Below are 16,070 nucleotides of genomic sequence, written 5' to 3' on the forward strand. Positions count from 1 at the left end.
AGTTTTAGATGCTAAAGCAAGTTTAGCTGAAGGGCCATGTTGGAATGAAAGTATTGGAGTTGGATTATTATGAATCGTATTAATTACATAAGACACGAAGAAAAGAAATATCACGACCTTTGCTATGAACAATATAAACTATTCGAAACTGGCTCTTGGCTTTATAAACCGGTTAAAACCGTTATAGACTTAACGGATTACTTTGAAGGACAAAACAACTTGCAAGTACTTGATCTCGGCTCTGGCGTTGGAAGAAATAGTATTCCAATTGCACAAAAAATAAAAAATGCTAGTGGTACTGTTACATGTGTGGACTTACTGGATTCCGCGTTAACAAAATTACAAACTTATAGTAAAGAACATGATGTATTTGAAGTTATAAAAACAGAAAAAGCAGCAATTGAAAATTACTACATCAAACCTAATACCTATGATTATATCGTTGCAGTATCAAGTTTAGAGCATGTCAAATCAGAAGAAGATTTAACAAACGTGCTCCATTTTATGAAAAAAGGTACAAAAGCTGGTGGTATCAATTGTTTCATTATTAACTCGAACATACAAGAAATGGACTTACATACGAAAGAAGAATTAGATGCTTTAATTGAAATTAACCTTCCTACTGAAGATATGATATATCTATTAAAAAGCATTTATAAGGAATGGAAAGAAATTAAAGTTGAAGTAAAAGAATTAGTCTATGATATTGTTCGCGATGAAAGGCATATTCAATTAAATACAAATGCTATAACATTTGTTTTTCAGAAATAAAACTATAAAAGGTAAGGTTTTTCCCTCATATATTCATAGAAACACCCTTACCTTTCAATCATAAATTCTTTATAAAATTGCTTCGTTATTAGTTTTAGCTTCTTCTAAAACATTATTTTTATTAGAAATACTATTCAGCTATTAATTGAATTCATTCATTTATCAATAATTGCTTGTCGAGCTTTTTCTTTATCATCAAAATGAATAGTCGAATCCTTTAAAATTTGATACGTTTCATGCCCCTTCCCAGCAATCAAAACAATATCATTAGAAGATGCCATGTTTATTGCATGATTTATAGCAAGTTCACGATCTACTTCTACTTTATAATTCAAATTATTATTCTGCGAAAACCCTTTTTCAATATCTTTCATTATTGCCTGTGGATCTTCCGAACGTGGATTATCAGAAGTAATATAAACAAAATCACTATAATTTCCAGCAATTTCACCCATTATAGATCGTTTTTTTGTATCTCTATCTCCACCGCAACCGAAAACAGTAATAATTTTACCTTTTGAAAACTCGCTAATTGTAGAGAGGACATTTTCTAACGCATCTGGTGTATGAGCATAGTCCACAATTACAAGGAAATCTTGATTTTCGTCTATGATTTCCATTCTACCTTCAATGCTCTTTACACTAGATAAACTGTCACTAATGTTTGTAAGCGGAATACCTTCAACCAATGCAGCTGTTATTGCTGTTATTGCTGCTAATGCATTATATACATTAAAACGGCCTACCAGATTTAGATGGGTTTCTATTTCTCCATTAAAGGATGCAACTACACAACGAATTCCTTTTGGGCTTAAAGTTATGTTCTTCGCTTGAACATCAGCTCTATTTTGTATCCCATATGTAATAACCTCAGCTGAAGTAATTTTTTTAAAGTATTCTACCGACGGATCGTCTGCATTCAATACAACAAATTTTTTATCTGTAGTAGAAAAATCATTTCCTAATCTTGAAAATAGAAGACCTTTTACATGCTTATATTCCTCAAATGTTCCATGGTAGTCCAAATGATCTTGAGTTAAATTTGTAAAAACAGCGGTTTTAAAGTTACACCCTTTAACTCTTTCCATATGTAAACCCTGTGAGGTAACTTCCATAACACAATAATCTGTATTATGATTTTTCATCGTTTGCAAATTCCGCTGAAGTATCGGTGGTTCTTGCGTATTAATATCAGTAGGATACCATTTCGAACCAACTTTCACTCCGTTATTCCCCATAAGCCCTGTTTGAAATCCATAATCAGTCAAAATCTTTTCAAGTAAATAGGAAGTAGTTGTTTTACCATTTGTTCCTGTTATTCCAATTAGCTTAATTTTATTAGATGGGTAACCATAGAAATGTGACGCAATAACTGCCATAGCATACCTAGCATCTTTAACAATTATTTTAGGTATTTCAATATTTACATCTCTTTCTACAATTAATGCCACGGCACCCTTTTTCACTGCATCTTCAACAAATTGGTGACGATCTTCAAGAAAACCATCAATACCTGATACACATATAAACAGATTTCCACTTGTAATCTTTCTAGAATCCATTTCTAATCCCGTAATTTCTACATTCATATTCCCAATGGTATCTTTAATCAATAACAAATCCGCCAGCTCTTTTAGTTTCAAATCCCTCGCCCCCTTACACATTTACCCTACTTATTTTACCACTTCATATAAAATAATGGTTTAAAATTCCATATCAGTCGAACGAATTTTAAATCTTTAATATACATAAATAAAAGAGCACTTGTTTCCGCAAGTGCTCTTTTTGGGGATTTTGAGATATCCTATTAAAGAAAGTTAAGGTTACTTAAAGTTAATAGGTATTTCTATTATATGCTTGTCCTTTTTATTTGTGCATTATCAATATATAAACATCTTTAATAATATTTAATAACTATTAATTATAGTTATTTTTTACATTTTATCATTAAGAAATTAATTGAAGGCTTATTTACCATGTTCTTATTTGGTTCGTCAATTTCTGAAACTTGTACGAGTCCATATTTATTAAAATCTTGTTTTATAGATTCAGAATCATAGAAGAACATTTTTACGCCTTCCATTATCTCAAAATAATCTTTATCCAACTGTTTTCCTTTTCCATACATTGGCGCTCTTTTAGAAACTGTTGTAAAAACCAAATACCCGCCTGGTTTTAACTGATTATAACAATCTTTAATAAATTTCTCTCGCTCCTGCTTATTCAACAAATGAAGAAGTGCATGACTAAATATCCCATCATAAAGTTTATCATCAAAAGGCATCTCGTTTACCGAGCCGTGATATATACTAACATCTTCTAGTCCATTTTGTTTTGCTAAATCGATGGCTGTTTTTGAAATTTCAATCCCTGTTACATTTATACTATTTTCGATAAACACCTTTGCGTTTCTTCCGTATCCAATACCCGGAACTAATATGTCTTTAACATTGTTTTCCACAAAAAAATCTTTTGTCAAAATTGCAGATTCAGTAGGTTCAAATCCCCACATCGTTTGTTTCTCAATAAAGCTTGATTCCCAAAATTCCATTTATATTTCTATCTCCTTATTCTTATCTCATGCTTAGCATCACATGAAAGACCTATTAATTTTAACGCTGCTTTTTTCACCACAGTCACTATAGGTCCATTGAATATAGCATATTAATAAGCCTATATCTAATTTAAAGATTGGTTGAATATGAATTCTAAATATTAACTTTTACATTTAGAAGAAATAAAAAATGCCAATACTTCTATTGTATATTGGCATTTTCACATAAGAAATTATCTTTTTATATTGTACTGATCTAATACCTTTTCTAGCATTTCTAAAGTTATCGGTTGCGCTTGCTGTATTAATTGGTAACCAATACGGCCATTCGGTTCGGCCGTAACTTGCTGTAAACTCTTCAAATCATGAATTCCTTTTTCTCTTAATTGTATAGATAGTTGTTGCTCCGACATTTTCGCCTTCACTAAATTCTCTTTTACAATTTCTCCATTTTCAACGATTATAATGCTACTGCCATTAAGGAATTGTTCCACCTTCCTTGATTTCAATTCAAAGAAATGAATGATAAGAAGTATACTTGCAAATATTACAGCCGCAAATATAGATGGGACTACTTTCCTACTTAATACAGGCTCTACAATAATACGTCCAATTGATACTACTATAATGATTTCAGCTCTTGTCATTTGGCTAACAGATGTACTACCAGTCATTTTTAATGCAATCATTCCAGTGAAAATTAAAATAATACTCTCCATAATAATATTCATTATAGCCAATCCTTTAATAGTGAATGTTATTAGCATTCCCATTAAAGTTGTATTTTACATATTTACCAAGTTTTTAAACCCTTCAGACCATGATGGAAATATAGGGTTCCATCCATATTCTTTACGCGCTTTATTATTTGAAGCTCCTCTTTCCCAACTATTTTTACCAGTTTGAACTTTAGGCATAGGTGCCCCCATCGCTTCTGCATATATTGGTAACCAATCTTTACTAGTCGCCGGGAAATCATCTACAATATTTACGGTTCCTGCAGGCCAATGAAGAGCTAACATAGCTGCTCTAGCGGCATCTTCGACATGTATAAACGAACTTATCCCGTCTGATGCGATAAGTTCATTATTACGAACTTGATTTGCAATTTCTCCGTTTTCCGCATACCATGTGTCCGGTCCATATAGCGTACCATAACGAAGTATAACCGCTTCTGGTAACTCAGAAACAGCTTCTTCTAGTTTTAATATGCCATTAATAGTCACTTGCCGAGGTATAGGGGCAGCAATATCTAATAAATCTTTTTCTGTCGCAAGTGTATCTCCTGCTTCATACGCCCATGAAATACTTTGAGCGATTATTCTCTTTACCTCTACATTTTTAGCAGCATCAACAAGGTTACGAGTGCCTTCAATTCTAATTTTAGCATTATCCTCAACATTCCAAGTAGACAATGATGTTAATTGATGAATCAATACATCAGGTGTTGTTTTATTTAATACAGAAAGTACAGCATGCCGATTAAATATATCAGCTATTACTGGAATAGCACCAATTTTCTTCATTGCCTCTATTTGCGATTCATTACGAATCATTGCAAATACGGTATGACCCTCTTTTATTAACCTCGGTAATAAAGAACGTCCTATTACACCCGTTGCACCTGCTACAAATATTTTCATATCAGTTCCTCCTCATTTAGTTATCATAAATGTGACGAACTATATATGAAATATGTGACAAATAATTACTAGATTTATTTGTTATTCATATGAAACGAACACTTTCAAAGGCCGCAGTATCCCTTCACTTAATTCCTTAAAGTATTTTGTAAGTGCAGTATAATGAATTTCATGTTGAAAAATCTCTTCTATCCATGGTGTCTGTTCTATTTGACTAAAAAACCAATTTGCATGTTTTTGATAATCATATCCGTCACTTGAACCAATGATCTGCAATTCTTTTCGATAAAAGTCGGCGGTTAATGTTAAATTTTCTATATTACCATCAGAAAGAATACATATCGCCCCATTACTTTTAATAGCCTTTTGCAATGTGTGAAACCCTCTATTTGTAGCAGAACATTCGAAACCGTAATTATACGTATCTATAATTTTCTCTTCCGAATCAAAGAGGTTTTTCGCACCAAACTTCTTTGCAAATTCTCTTCTATTTTTATTAGGCTCAACAACATCCACATGCTCAACACCTACGTAGCATTTTAAAAAATAACAAGCGAGTAAACCGATAACTCCCATTCCAGTAATAAGTACTTTTTCATCCTGTCGCGGGTCTAATTTCAATACCCCTTTAGCAGCATCACACGAAAGAATAGATAATAAAGCAACTTTAGATTTTATATAACTAGGCACTCGAATTACTTTATCCCCTTTAACTATTCCTACCGTTTCATGTCCATAAAAAGAGACTACTTTATCACCTACATATAAATTTGTTACTTTATTACCAACTTGAATAACTTCACCATAACTTTCATATCCAGTTTTTCTTGGATAATCAGGATTTGAATCTGTAACATCCGATTCTTTATACTGTGGTAACTCTGCTCCAATACTTATTGCACCTGCAATTGTTTTAACGATAATTTCATCATCCTGTATAGACTCAATTTCGCGCGTTTCCCACTTAAGCCGTTTTGGTCCTTCTAAAACTAATTTATTTTGTTCCATTTATAACCCTCACATTTTATAAAAAAATATTCTCACTACATTTCAAACAATGTTTAATAAATACATCTAAAATTTAAGCTATAAATTTGGATAGCAACCAACAGTGATAATATGATAATTGAATTTGATGGATATGGAATAAATGAGTATGTTATTGGCCTTAACTATTCTCTAAACGAATTAAGAACAATGTATTTAAATGTGAAAAATGAAGAGATGTCTAATGAAGAGCTTCTAATCTTATTTTGTGTGCAGTACCAGTATGAAAAAACTCCAAAATTACTACAAGAAGACGTCTTGAGCGCTGTTGTCATTGATTTAGATACGGACTATATTTATGTTCCTAATAGATAACAGTAAACTAGATGAAATGAATAGAAATTACGATTCAGCTAAATGTTTAATAAAATAAGTGACTGCCCAAATTAATGTTGCAAATTGAGTGACAAAATACATTGTCCATTCAAAACCAGTCAATTTTCTCTCTCGTTTCACTTTCTTTAAGTATCTGTAAAATATAAATGTACATAAAAACATTAGTAACAACGATAATTGTTGTAAATCATCGACTATACGTACTGCCATAGACTCCATCACCCTCCTATTAAAAATAAATGCTATACTTTAAGGATATCATCTATTGGTAGTTTATTTCCATTTAAAACAATTATGTCCTAAACAAAAAGAGCACTCAACAATTGAGTGCTCTAAAAAGTATTAACGTAACACTTTTCTTCTACTTTTTATAACTAAGTTCTATCACTTCCGGTATATGATTACTATCATATTTCTTTGTATAGATTTCTCCATCTGGAGTAACAAATTGTAATACAATCTCGCCACAAACTCCATTTAGCATTTCAAATTCGCCTTGTATATTTGAAATACTGCGTTCCTTACTTTCGATTGAATCTTCATAAATTTTCACATTAGATATAGGTTCGTTATTTTGATTTACGATAATACCTCTTGAATACTTACCAACCGCAATGCATTGATCATCTTTTTTATAATATTTAGTCACAACGATAGCTCCAATTATTATAACAATACACACAAACAAGAGAATTATTTTACGTCTCACAACAACCCTCCTAATTCAAATTATTCTTTTCTAAACTGAAAATTCAACTGTCCTGATTGTTTGATTTCCTCAATTACTTTACGAATACCTTCTTCAATCCTATCTTCCTTCACATTCGATACATTTAACTTTAATAGTCTTTCTTTCGGAAAACCTCTCATATAATTTTTATCAATCGCATCAATACTTATTTGTATTTCACCTAATATTTGTAAAAACATTTCTGAAATACTTGTTTTATGTAATTCTAAACAAGTGTGGATTCCAATTGTATTCTGCTTTGTATATGTAAATAAAAGCGGATTTTCATTATGCATTCTTTCTAATATTTCTGCTAGTTTTTTAGATCTATCGTGATAGGAAGATTTAATTTTATTTCTATGACGTTCAAACATGCCACTCTTTATATAAATTTCTAAAGCCGCTTGAGAAATCATCGGACTATCAATATCTAAAATCTTTTTATATGTATGGAAATCATTTGCAATGGATGGCGGAATGACCGCAACTCCAACCCGTAAACCTGGAAAAATAATCTTAGAGTAACTTTTTAAATATATTACATGATTACAATTATCCAAGCTATATAACGGATCTGCTTTTGAATCCGTTTCTAAATCTGCTAAATAATCATCTTCCACTATAAATACATTATATTTTTTAGCCAGTAGCACGATTTTTTCTTTCTCCTCTTTAGAATAAGACGTTCCAAGTGGATGATGATATCTTGGTATTGTATAAAAGAATTTTATATTACCTGTCCGAAAAATACGTTCCAATTCATCTAAGTCAATACCTTCATTCGTACGTTTAATACCGATTACAGGAATTTTGTTTATTTCTAGATATTCAATATATAAATGATATGTTGGTTGTTCAATTAATATCGTTTCATTTTCATTTGGAAATGGTATAGAAGTTAAGATTGCAAGAGCTTGTTGTACACCTGACGTTATAAAAATATTTTCTTCTTTAGTGAAGACTTGATAGTTTGCTAATTGTTTTTGAATGACCGGAATTAAAGACGGTAAACCTTTTGGCGTTCCATATACAAACAAGTCATTTTTATATGTATCAATGGCTTTATTAATACAATGTTGAAAATCTAAATATGGAAAAATATCTGGATCTGGTGCTGAAGAAGCAAAATCAATTATCTTGTCAATTTCTATAGTACTCCCTGATTTTCGAACAACGTAGTATCCACTTTGAGGGACGGAATAAATAATATGACGCTTTTCTAATTCATGTAGTGCCCGTATAATTGTCGCCTTATTGCATTCATATTGCGTAACAAGCGATCGTATTGACGGTAATTTCTGTCCTTCTTTTATCACTCCATGTTGAATCATGTTTTCTATATCGTTAAAAATATGTAAATACTTATACATTATTTCACTCCCTTATGTAAGGACTTAAAAAGATTCCTCATTATTAAGCAAACAGAAATATATCCCTTCTATTACTTTAAACTTTAACATTATTTCACATGTCCTTCTCTTAACAAGGAAATTACAATTAATAAATAGAATATCTACATGAATAAATAAAAAGTGAGGGATATGTTATGCAGCGCTTAAATACAATTGATATTAGTAACGTTTTAGAATTAGAAAAGACTCTTTCTACTTTATTAAATGAAGAGATTTCTTCAAAACTAGAGCTTGAAAACTGGTTAAAAAAACAATCTACAGTCATTTGGAAAATTGAAGAACAATTAACATCGCACTATATCGCCTTTCAATGTAATACAGATAATAAAAAAATAAAAGATACTTTTGAATATGATCAACAATATGTACGACCTCTTTTGAAACGTTATCAAAATTCATTTGATAATAAATATTTAGAATCTCCTTTTCGAATGGAACTTGATCCAAAAACGTATAGCTTACTAGATAAAAAAATTAAGAATGCGCAAACATTATTTTGTGAAAAGAACATGGATCTAGAGGTAACTGAAGACAAACTAGTAACCGAGTACTTCGAAATTACAGGTGGTTTAATTGCACTATGGGACGGTGAAGAGAAAACAATTACTGAACTACAGTCTTACTTACAAGATCCGGATCGTCATATAAGAAAAAAAGCAAAAACACTCATTTCTGAAACATTCTTATCTGTTGAAGATACATTACAGAATATATTAAATGAATTAATCGTAATCCGTCACCAAAAAGCAAAAAACATTCAATTAGATAATTATCGTGATTATATGTTTAAAAAACATGAACGATTTGATTATACACCTGAAGATTGCTATGAGCTGGCTGAATCTATTCGTAAATACGTTGTACCACTTATCGATAAAATATTGAATGAGAAAAAATCTGAACTTCAAGTAGATAGTCTTCGTCCATGGGATCAAAAAGCAACCGCACCGAATCAAAAAGTATTAAAACCTATCGAAGATGCGAGTGATTTAGTCAAAAAAAGTTCTCGTATTTTACACAAACTAGACCCAGAATTTTCTGCATTATTAAACCGTATGCATAAAAATAATTGCTTAGATTTAGAAAGTCGTAAAGGAAAAGGACCTGGAGGATTTTGCGAATACTTACCTGCTTCTCGATTATCTTTCATTTTCATGAATCTAAATCATACACATTATGACGTTACTACTTTCCTCCATGAAATGGGCCATAGTATTCATAATGAGTGTATGAATCAGCTAGAGCTACAAAAATATTTAGAAATCCCTTCTGAATCAGCTGAACTCGCTAGCATGACAATGGAATTATTTTCGATGGAATATTGGGATACATTTTATGAGAATACAGAAGAATTTATAAAAGCAAAATTGGATTTCTTTAAAGATATTGTAAAGTATTTACCACCAACGCTTATCGTTGATCAATTCCAGCATTGGATGTATGAAAATCCTAATCATACCGCTAAGGAAAGAAACGAAAAATATTTAGAATTACATAACACTTACCAATCAAACGTCGTAAATATCGAAGGGTATGAAAATTGGATCGCAACTGGCTGGTTACCTGTACTGCACATATTCGAAATACCATTCTATTACATCGAATATGCTATCGCACAACTTGGTGCGTTGCAAATGTATAAACAATATAAAGAAAATCCTAAACAAGCACTAGAAAATTATAAAAAAGCTTTATCATTGGGTAGCTCTAAATCTTTAACTGAAGTATATGAAGCAGCCGGTATTCGTTTTGATTTTTCTGGAGAAACGATTAAAGAACTAATGTTATTTGTAGAGGGTGAATTAGAGTCACTTGAACAATTGTAAGAAGGAAGCTGTTCCTATATTTTAGGTTCGGCTTTCTTCTTTATTTTATTTATCAATTCTATGTACTGAGAATCACCATATCCGATTGCTGGAAAAAGTTGAAACAACTTTATTAATAATTCTTGATTTGAGAAACCTTGATTTTTAGAGATGAATTTCATTACGATATTATTTTCTTTTAGCATTTCTAAATATAAGTCTATAGCCTGGTACATTACAGGTGGTACCTTACGGGAAGCCTTTTTATGGTTTACTAATACTTCATTGTATATAGAAGAATAATCCCCCAATCCAAGTTCAATTTGACTTACTTTAAATTCATCCTCTCTGAAGCTATTTAAGTATACCTTCCCTTCATAAGAAGACTGTTCAAGGTATGAAAGTAAAGTAAGTAGATTCATTTGACAAAACATATCTTCACCGAACCATAAAACAATACATTTATACTTTTTCGTAAATAGATTTTCTAACGGATCTATGACCTTTTTTGTATAACTTTCTACTGAACTGTTATGACCTTCTGCTCTTGTTTTAATAAACTCATCATTAAAAACTTGTGTAGTAGCCAGGTTCACACACATTGCCTCATTAAATGGTGCATATTCAGAATTACCCATTAGTTTTTCATTTTTAAATTCTTCATACATCATTTGACCATTTAATATATTTAGTACATCTTTATCAAACAGCTCTCTTTTCGCATTTCGTAACTGCTCAACTTCTAATTTTTTAGAAACATTCATTTTAAACTCCCCTTCTATTTTTAGTTTAATAAATGATTGAGTAGGCATGTTGTTAAGCTTAAATTCTCTTGGATTCATTCCAAAAACATTCTTAAAAGCTCTACTATAAGCCTCTTGCGAAGAATAATCATAATCCAATGCAATATGTATTATCTTTCTATTATTCGTCAAATCCTCCGTAGATAAATACAATCTTCTCAAAAGAATATAGCGTCTAATACTAATGCCTGTTACTTGGTGAAATCTAAAAGAACAGTAATACGGAGAATAACCCATATAACGAGATAATTCATTTAATGAAAATTCTTCTTTTAATCTGCTCTCAATCCAATCAATCATCTTCTGTATATGTTCATTCATTTACTTCCCCCCTTATTAAGCATTATAAAAGATGTTCATTACTTTCTTTTGATATTTCTTGTGTTTTATAACATGAGCCATTCATTACTTTATGCTTTATTTTAAAGGAAATCAAAAATAAAGCACGAATGTTGTAAATTAAGAATCTTTTCGTTCTCAAGTAAAAAAGTAAAGTTTGGAAAGGACGTTACAATGAACGAGCTAGAAAAAGAAATACTTCAATTAATAAATGAACAATATTCGTTAAATTTTATTAACATGAAACCAATAACGAATGAAATGTATCAATGTCTTACAGAACTAGGTACATACTTCATTAGAATTACAAACTACAAAACATATGAAGAACAGGTAGAAGAAGTTACATACACGAAATTTTTATATGAAAATGGTTTAGCAGTTCCTCCAATCATACCTTCTCTTAATGGGAATTTAGTAGAAAGGTTAACATTAGACAAGGAGATTTTTGCTGTATTATATAAAGCTGCTCCAGGTATACATTTACCAAGGTGTGAATGGAATTCTAATATATTTAGAAAGCTTGGTAAACAAATTGGAAAATTACATCGTATTTCTAAAAGCTTTGAAAAGACTAAACTGGTTAAACATATAAACGATTGGTATGAAAATGAAGAATATAATTTTCTTAAGTATATCCCTAAAGAAGAAACTACTATAAGAGAAATTGCATCTGACGTTTTAACTTCTATAAAGGGGCTAGAGAAATCCCCTTCGAATTACGGCTTAATTCACGGTGATTTATGGTTAGAAAACATTTTAGTTGAAAACAATTCAAACTTAACAATGATTGATTTTCAAGACTGTGAAAAACATTTTTATATATTTGATTTAGCAGTTCCTATTTATAGTGCGATAGAATATTCATTTGCTGGAAATGGGAATATCGCAGACTATGAGCGTTCTATTACAAAAGCAATATTTGACGGATATCAAGAGGAAAATGAACTGCCTAAAGAGATGATAGACCAGTTGCCTATGTTTATTAAATTAAAGGAGATTTTTGAATATAGCTTAATGCATATGTATTGGGATAAAGAAGAATTAACTGAGGAACAAGTACGGATAATGAATCTTTATAGGATGAAGATCGAAACTAAATATCCCTTTATCAATGTTTAAAAATACTGTTGTTTAACTACAAGGAAACTTTAGTTAAACAACAGTATTTATTAATTGGCTACTAAACAACCTTGTTTTATTACTTATAAATACTGAGTCAATAATCTGTTTAAATACACTTCATTTTGCGGAGATACTTCCTCAGAAAACCTAGCTGCAATCATAATAGGGGCCCATTGAAAGATCTCATCTCTTGTTATATCAGTATTACTGCAATATATTTGCAAATACATTTCTGCTAATTCTATATAAGACTGCGCATACAATAAATATGTACGAAACACATCTGCACGAATATCACCTGAACAAGCATCTACCCAGTCTATAATATTTACATTCTTTCCACTCAAAATTAGATTAAATGGATGGAAATCACCATGGCATAATTTAGGTTCAAATTTGATTGAATGTAACTTATTCAATATATTTCCCTTTTGTTTTTCATCCAATTTATAAACAGATTTAATTTGTCGCTCTAATCTTTCTCTCATTGATTCTATTTCATCAGTGTTCACACGAATAGAGTGAATCTTTTTTTGTTCATTTACACAAATATTTATGTAATGCTCTGACTCATTTAGATTATTAAGCAGGAGATCACCTATACTGTCACCTTTTACGTATTCCATAACAACTGCCTGTCTATTTTGTATCTTTGTCACTTCAAATACGCTTGGAACTGATAGCCCACATGAATAAGCATATTTTTGTTTTTTTGCTTCATTTATAGACTCTGTATCTGGAAGATATTCTTTAAATAATTTCACAACCTTACTATCATAGAGATAGATTTCCGCTGTATTCCCTTTAGCTATCGGATTTCCTAAATTCAATTCATTTCTCTCCTTATTGTAAATTAAGCTGACACCTTATTCTCCTATATAAATTCAGTGTAATTATGCGGAAACCCTTCTCTACGAAAATATAAAAAACTTACCACTTTCTATCCTTAAATAGAAAGTGGTAAGTTTAATTTACTAGGAATATCGGTAGGAAAATGTGGTGTATACACAATTGAAAATGCATATCCTTGCTCAATAAATGATACTTCATTATGTTTACATTGAAATGGTACACTATTTCTCTTAAAGTTAATTTGGATTTGCTGTAAAAATGCAGGGTTCGGTGTTCCGAAAGATACGTTTACTTTCGGTGGTAAAGCTTTCATTGCAATTGGGATCCAAGGTCGTTGCCACCATGTTGCAACAATATATGCTGTGCCCCCTATAACAAAGTTGAAAATATCCCCATCTTCCATCGTTTTCATATTTAGATTTGATTTTAGCCATTCTGTAAATACAGGTACACTTTTAACGGGAAGTCCGATTTCCCTTACATATAAAATGTTTAAAGGGGAATGCGGTACTAATACATCTTCTTTAACATAACGATGTGCGATAATTTCGAGTAGGTTTCCATCACCGTCTTTAAAGTATACATTGAATAGAGCATTCTCTTCACCAATGACATTTCCATTTTTCCATTTCACAATGAGTAATCCAGAATCCTTTAACCACCTTGCTGTTTCATGAAATTTTGAATATGGAATCTCAAAAGCGAAATGTGCAGGTGCGATTGGTTCGTATACTTCTTGAAAACTAATTGTTGTGTGTGGTGTTACTTCAAATTGAATAAAAGATCCCGTTTCTTTTTTTATTGGAAAAGATAATATGTCCTTATATACTTGTTTTACCCCTTCTATGGAAACCGTTTGTAGTTTTATGTCTGATATATGTGTAATCATTATAATTAACCTCCAAATCCATTATATCTATTAGTATTGTATTTCAAAAACTAACAGGAAAAATCCACCTGGAGATTGAAACTTTAATTAACAAACTAATACTTTTGTATTAGAACAGTTAAGTTAACATTTTCAGCTAATGCAATATATCTTAAGCAAAAAGGAGTGTTGTATTGTGTCTCAAAGAATTTCCTACTATGAAGCTGCACCGGATGCTATGAAAATTATGATGGACATGGAAAAGTACACAAAGCAATCAACGATTAATCGAACGATTAGAGAACTTATTAAAATTAGAGTTTCTCAGATCAACGGCTGTGCTTACTGTATAGATTTACATACTTCCGATGCACGAAAAATGGGAGAAAGTGAACAAAGAATTTATTGCTTAAGTACTTGGGAGGAATGTAACTTTTATACAGCAGAAGAAAAGGTCGCTATGGAACTAGCTGAGCATATTACACTAATTCCTACTAAGAGAGTTCCTGATTCTCTATATAAACGAGTATGCGAACATTATGATGAAAAACAATATATTGACCTTGTCTTAATTATTAATCAAATTAATAGTTGGAATAGAATTTCTATCGCGATGGGAAATATACCTGCAAAAAAATAAAACTCTAAGTAAAAATCTTACTTATTCTATACGATATTTCTACATGACATATTATTACAATATTAACCATTGTTTTACCTCTAGCATGTCTTGTATAAACTACTTTTCCACACAAAAAGCTGCTTTTTTTTAAGAAAAGCAGCTTTTACTCTATAACACATTATAATTTCACAGCAATAATCATAAACCTTTTTGAATTTGTACGAATCCCTTTTTCAGAACTATTTGCATCAATGAACTTTTGTAAAATAGTAAAATCATCTTCCTCTTCTCCAAATCTAGGAATAATAGGTGTATGTTTTAACAAGAAGATAAGATCTTCATGCGTACTGTAATAATCAGTAACATCATATTCACGTACTTGCACGAGTTCAAATCCCGCATTTATAAGTTCACCCATATACTTTTCTTTTAAAGTTCCATCTCTTTCGCCTAAGCATTGTCCTCTTCCAAATGCCTCTTTCAGGTTCAATTTATCATGTTCGCTAACTTGTTGTGTTAAAAACAAAGCACCTTTTTTCATTACATTTGCTAATTCGGATGCTATAAATGGCGCGTGACAACTAGAAGCAATATCAAAATGCGCATGTGGAAACGTTAAAGCTTCAGAATCCATTTGAAGAAACTCAACATTTTGTACATCTGATTTTTTTAAGTTAGAATGTGCTGTTTCAATCATGCCATTAGAATTATCTATTCCAATTAACAATTTAGCTGAAGATGATATGTTAAGTACATTTTCTCCTCCACCTGTACCAACATCTAATAAAAAATGTGATGGTTTGCATCTTTCTTTTACCTCTCTATAAAAGTCCCATGAATCTCCTACAGTTTCACATTTTATTTTACTAAAATCCCATCCATTTAATCTTCCTACTTTATCATAAAAGTTTTTGTACTCTAATTCGTTCATTTTATTATTTCCCCTTTGTTAATATGCATAAAATGTTTAATCCTGATCATCCCCGAAATAGACTCATAGTTTATATATTCGAAAAGCTCCTTTTATATCAAGTACGCATCTCTCAATCCCAAACAATTACTTACTTCGAGCTATACATAAATTTATCCCACCACAATTAAAAGAATATATGTACGATAACATCATTCAATTAAGTATATTATAAAATACAAATTATCGAAAT

Annotated in this window: 17 protein-coding genes; 5 read left to right on the forward strand and 12 right to left on the reverse strand. The window is 31.0% G+C overall.

Annotated elements, in window-relative coordinates; translation table 11 throughout:
* Positions 1–69: 69 nt before the first annotated feature.
* On the forward strand, positions 70–771 hold the full coding sequence (locus PDL00_RS26330; RefSeq protein ID WP_270732221.1) for a class I SAM-dependent methyltransferase: 702 nt from the start codon (positions 70–72) through the stop codon (positions 769–771).
* Between the two features lie 155 nt (positions 772–926).
* Here PDL00_RS26330 and PDL00_RS26335 read toward each other — a convergent pair whose 3' ends face one another.
* The 5 genes from PDL00_RS26335 to PDL00_RS26355 form a co-directional block, all read right to left on the reverse strand.
* Positions 927–2,414: a UDP-N-acetylmuramoyl-L-alanyl-D-glutamate--2,6-diaminopimelate ligase gene (locus PDL00_RS26335; RefSeq protein WP_270732222.1), complete on the reverse strand. Its 1,488-nt coding sequence runs from the start codon at positions 2,412–2,414 to the stop codon at positions 927–929.
* A 284-nt stretch (positions 2,415–2,698) separates the two neighbouring features.
* Positions 2,699–3,322: a class I SAM-dependent methyltransferase gene (locus PDL00_RS26340; protein ID WP_270732224.1), complete on the reverse strand. Its 624-nt coding sequence runs from the start codon at positions 3,320–3,322 to the stop codon at positions 2,699–2,701.
* A 236-nt stretch (positions 3,323–3,558) separates the two neighbouring features.
* Positions 3,559–4,056 (reverse strand): DUF421 domain-containing protein, encoded by a 498-nt coding sequence (locus PDL00_RS26345; RefSeq protein WP_242250522.1) that lies wholly within the window; start codon positions 4,054–4,056, stop codon positions 3,559–3,561.
* 54 nt (positions 4,057–4,110) lie between these two features.
* Positions 4,111–4,968, reverse strand: a complete 858-nt coding sequence (locus PDL00_RS26350) for an NAD-dependent epimerase/dehydratase family protein (protein WP_270732226.1) — start codon at positions 4,966–4,968, stop codon at positions 4,111–4,113.
* 81 nt (positions 4,969–5,049) lie between these two features.
* On the reverse strand, positions 5,050–5,976 hold the full coding sequence (locus PDL00_RS26355; RefSeq protein WP_270732228.1) for a zinc-binding dehydrogenase: 927 nt from the start codon (positions 5,974–5,976) through the stop codon (positions 5,050–5,052).
* Between the two features lie 111 nt (positions 5,977–6,087).
* Between PDL00_RS26355 and PDL00_RS26360 the strand changes: the two genes are divergently transcribed.
* Entirely contained in the window at positions 6,088–6,330 is a 243-nt protein-coding gene (locus tag PDL00_RS26360; protein ID WP_242250519.1) for a hypothetical protein, read from the forward strand.
* A gap of 27 nt (positions 6,331–6,357) precedes the next feature.
* On the opposite strand, the gene PDL00_RS26365 is transcribed toward PDL00_RS26360, so the two are convergent.
* The 3 genes from PDL00_RS26365 to PDL00_RS26375 all read right to left on the reverse strand — a co-directional run bounded on the left by PDL00_RS26365 (position 6,358) and on the right by PDL00_RS26375 (position 8,451).
* On the reverse strand, positions 6,358–6,561 hold the full coding sequence (locus PDL00_RS26365) for a hypothetical protein (RefSeq protein WP_242250518.1): 204 nt from the start codon (positions 6,559–6,561) through the stop codon (positions 6,358–6,360).
* A 151-nt stretch (positions 6,562–6,712) separates the two neighbouring features.
* On the reverse strand, positions 6,713–7,060 hold the full coding sequence (locus PDL00_RS26370) for a carboxypeptidase regulatory-like domain-containing protein (protein ID WP_242250517.1): 348 nt from the start codon (positions 7,058–7,060) through the stop codon (positions 6,713–6,715).
* 20 nt (positions 7,061–7,080) lie between these two features.
* Positions 7,081–8,451, reverse strand: a complete 1,371-nt coding sequence (locus tag PDL00_RS26375; RefSeq protein WP_270732230.1) for an aminotransferase-like domain-containing protein — start codon at positions 8,449–8,451, stop codon at positions 7,081–7,083.
* A gap of 176 nt (positions 8,452–8,627) precedes the next feature.
* Here PDL00_RS26375 and PDL00_RS26380 point away from each other — a divergent pair, with 176 nt between their 5' ends.
* Positions 8,628–10,319 (forward strand): M3 family oligoendopeptidase, encoded by a 1,692-nt coding sequence (locus tag PDL00_RS26380; protein ID WP_270732231.1) that lies wholly within the window; start codon positions 8,628–8,630, stop codon positions 10,317–10,319.
* A gap of 14 nt (positions 10,320–10,333) precedes the next feature.
* Here PDL00_RS26380 and PDL00_RS26385 read toward each other — a convergent pair whose 3' ends face one another.
* Positions 10,334–11,422: a helix-turn-helix domain-containing protein gene (locus PDL00_RS26385; RefSeq protein ID WP_270732232.1), complete on the reverse strand. Its 1,089-nt coding sequence runs from the start codon at positions 11,420–11,422 to the stop codon at positions 10,334–10,336.
* Between the two features lie 192 nt (positions 11,423–11,614).
* Between PDL00_RS26385 and PDL00_RS26390 the strand changes: the two genes are divergently transcribed.
* The gene (locus PDL00_RS26390) at positions 11,615–12,562 is read left to right on the forward strand and encodes a phosphotransferase enzyme family protein (RefSeq protein ID WP_270732233.1); all 948 of its coding nucleotides are present in this window, start codon (positions 11,615–11,617) and stop codon (positions 12,560–12,562) included.
* A gap of 83 nt (positions 12,563–12,645) precedes the next feature.
* Here PDL00_RS26390 and PDL00_RS26395 read toward each other — a convergent pair whose 3' ends face one another.
* A complete protein-coding gene (locus PDL00_RS26395; protein WP_270732234.1) occupies positions 12,646–13,395 on the reverse strand; it encodes an aminoglycoside phosphotransferase family protein in 750 nt (249 codons plus the stop codon).
* A gap of 116 nt (positions 13,396–13,511) precedes the next feature.
* A complete protein-coding gene (locus PDL00_RS26400) occupies positions 13,512–14,306 on the reverse strand; it encodes a VOC family protein (RefSeq protein ID WP_270732235.1) in 795 nt (264 codons plus the stop codon).
* Between the two features lie 175 nt (positions 14,307–14,481).
* On the opposite strand from PDL00_RS26400, the gene PDL00_RS26405 reads away from it, so the two are divergent.
* Entirely contained in the window at positions 14,482–14,925 is a 444-nt protein-coding gene (locus tag PDL00_RS26405; protein WP_242250510.1) for a carboxymuconolactone decarboxylase family protein, read from the forward strand.
* A 160-nt stretch (positions 14,926–15,085) separates the two neighbouring features.
* Here the strand turns inward: PDL00_RS26405 and PDL00_RS26410 are convergent, their stop codons facing one another.
* Positions 15,086–15,838: a class I SAM-dependent methyltransferase gene (locus PDL00_RS26410; protein ID WP_242250509.1), complete on the reverse strand. Its 753-nt coding sequence runs from the start codon at positions 15,836–15,838 to the stop codon at positions 15,086–15,088.
* Positions 15,839–16,070: the final 232 nt, after the last annotated feature.

It is taken from the genome of Bacillus cereus group sp. TH152-1LC (genome assembly GCF_027710505.1).
In the GTDB taxonomy this organism is placed as follows: Bacteria; Bacillota; Bacilli; order Bacillales; family Bacillaceae_G; genus Bacillus_A; species Bacillus_A mobilis.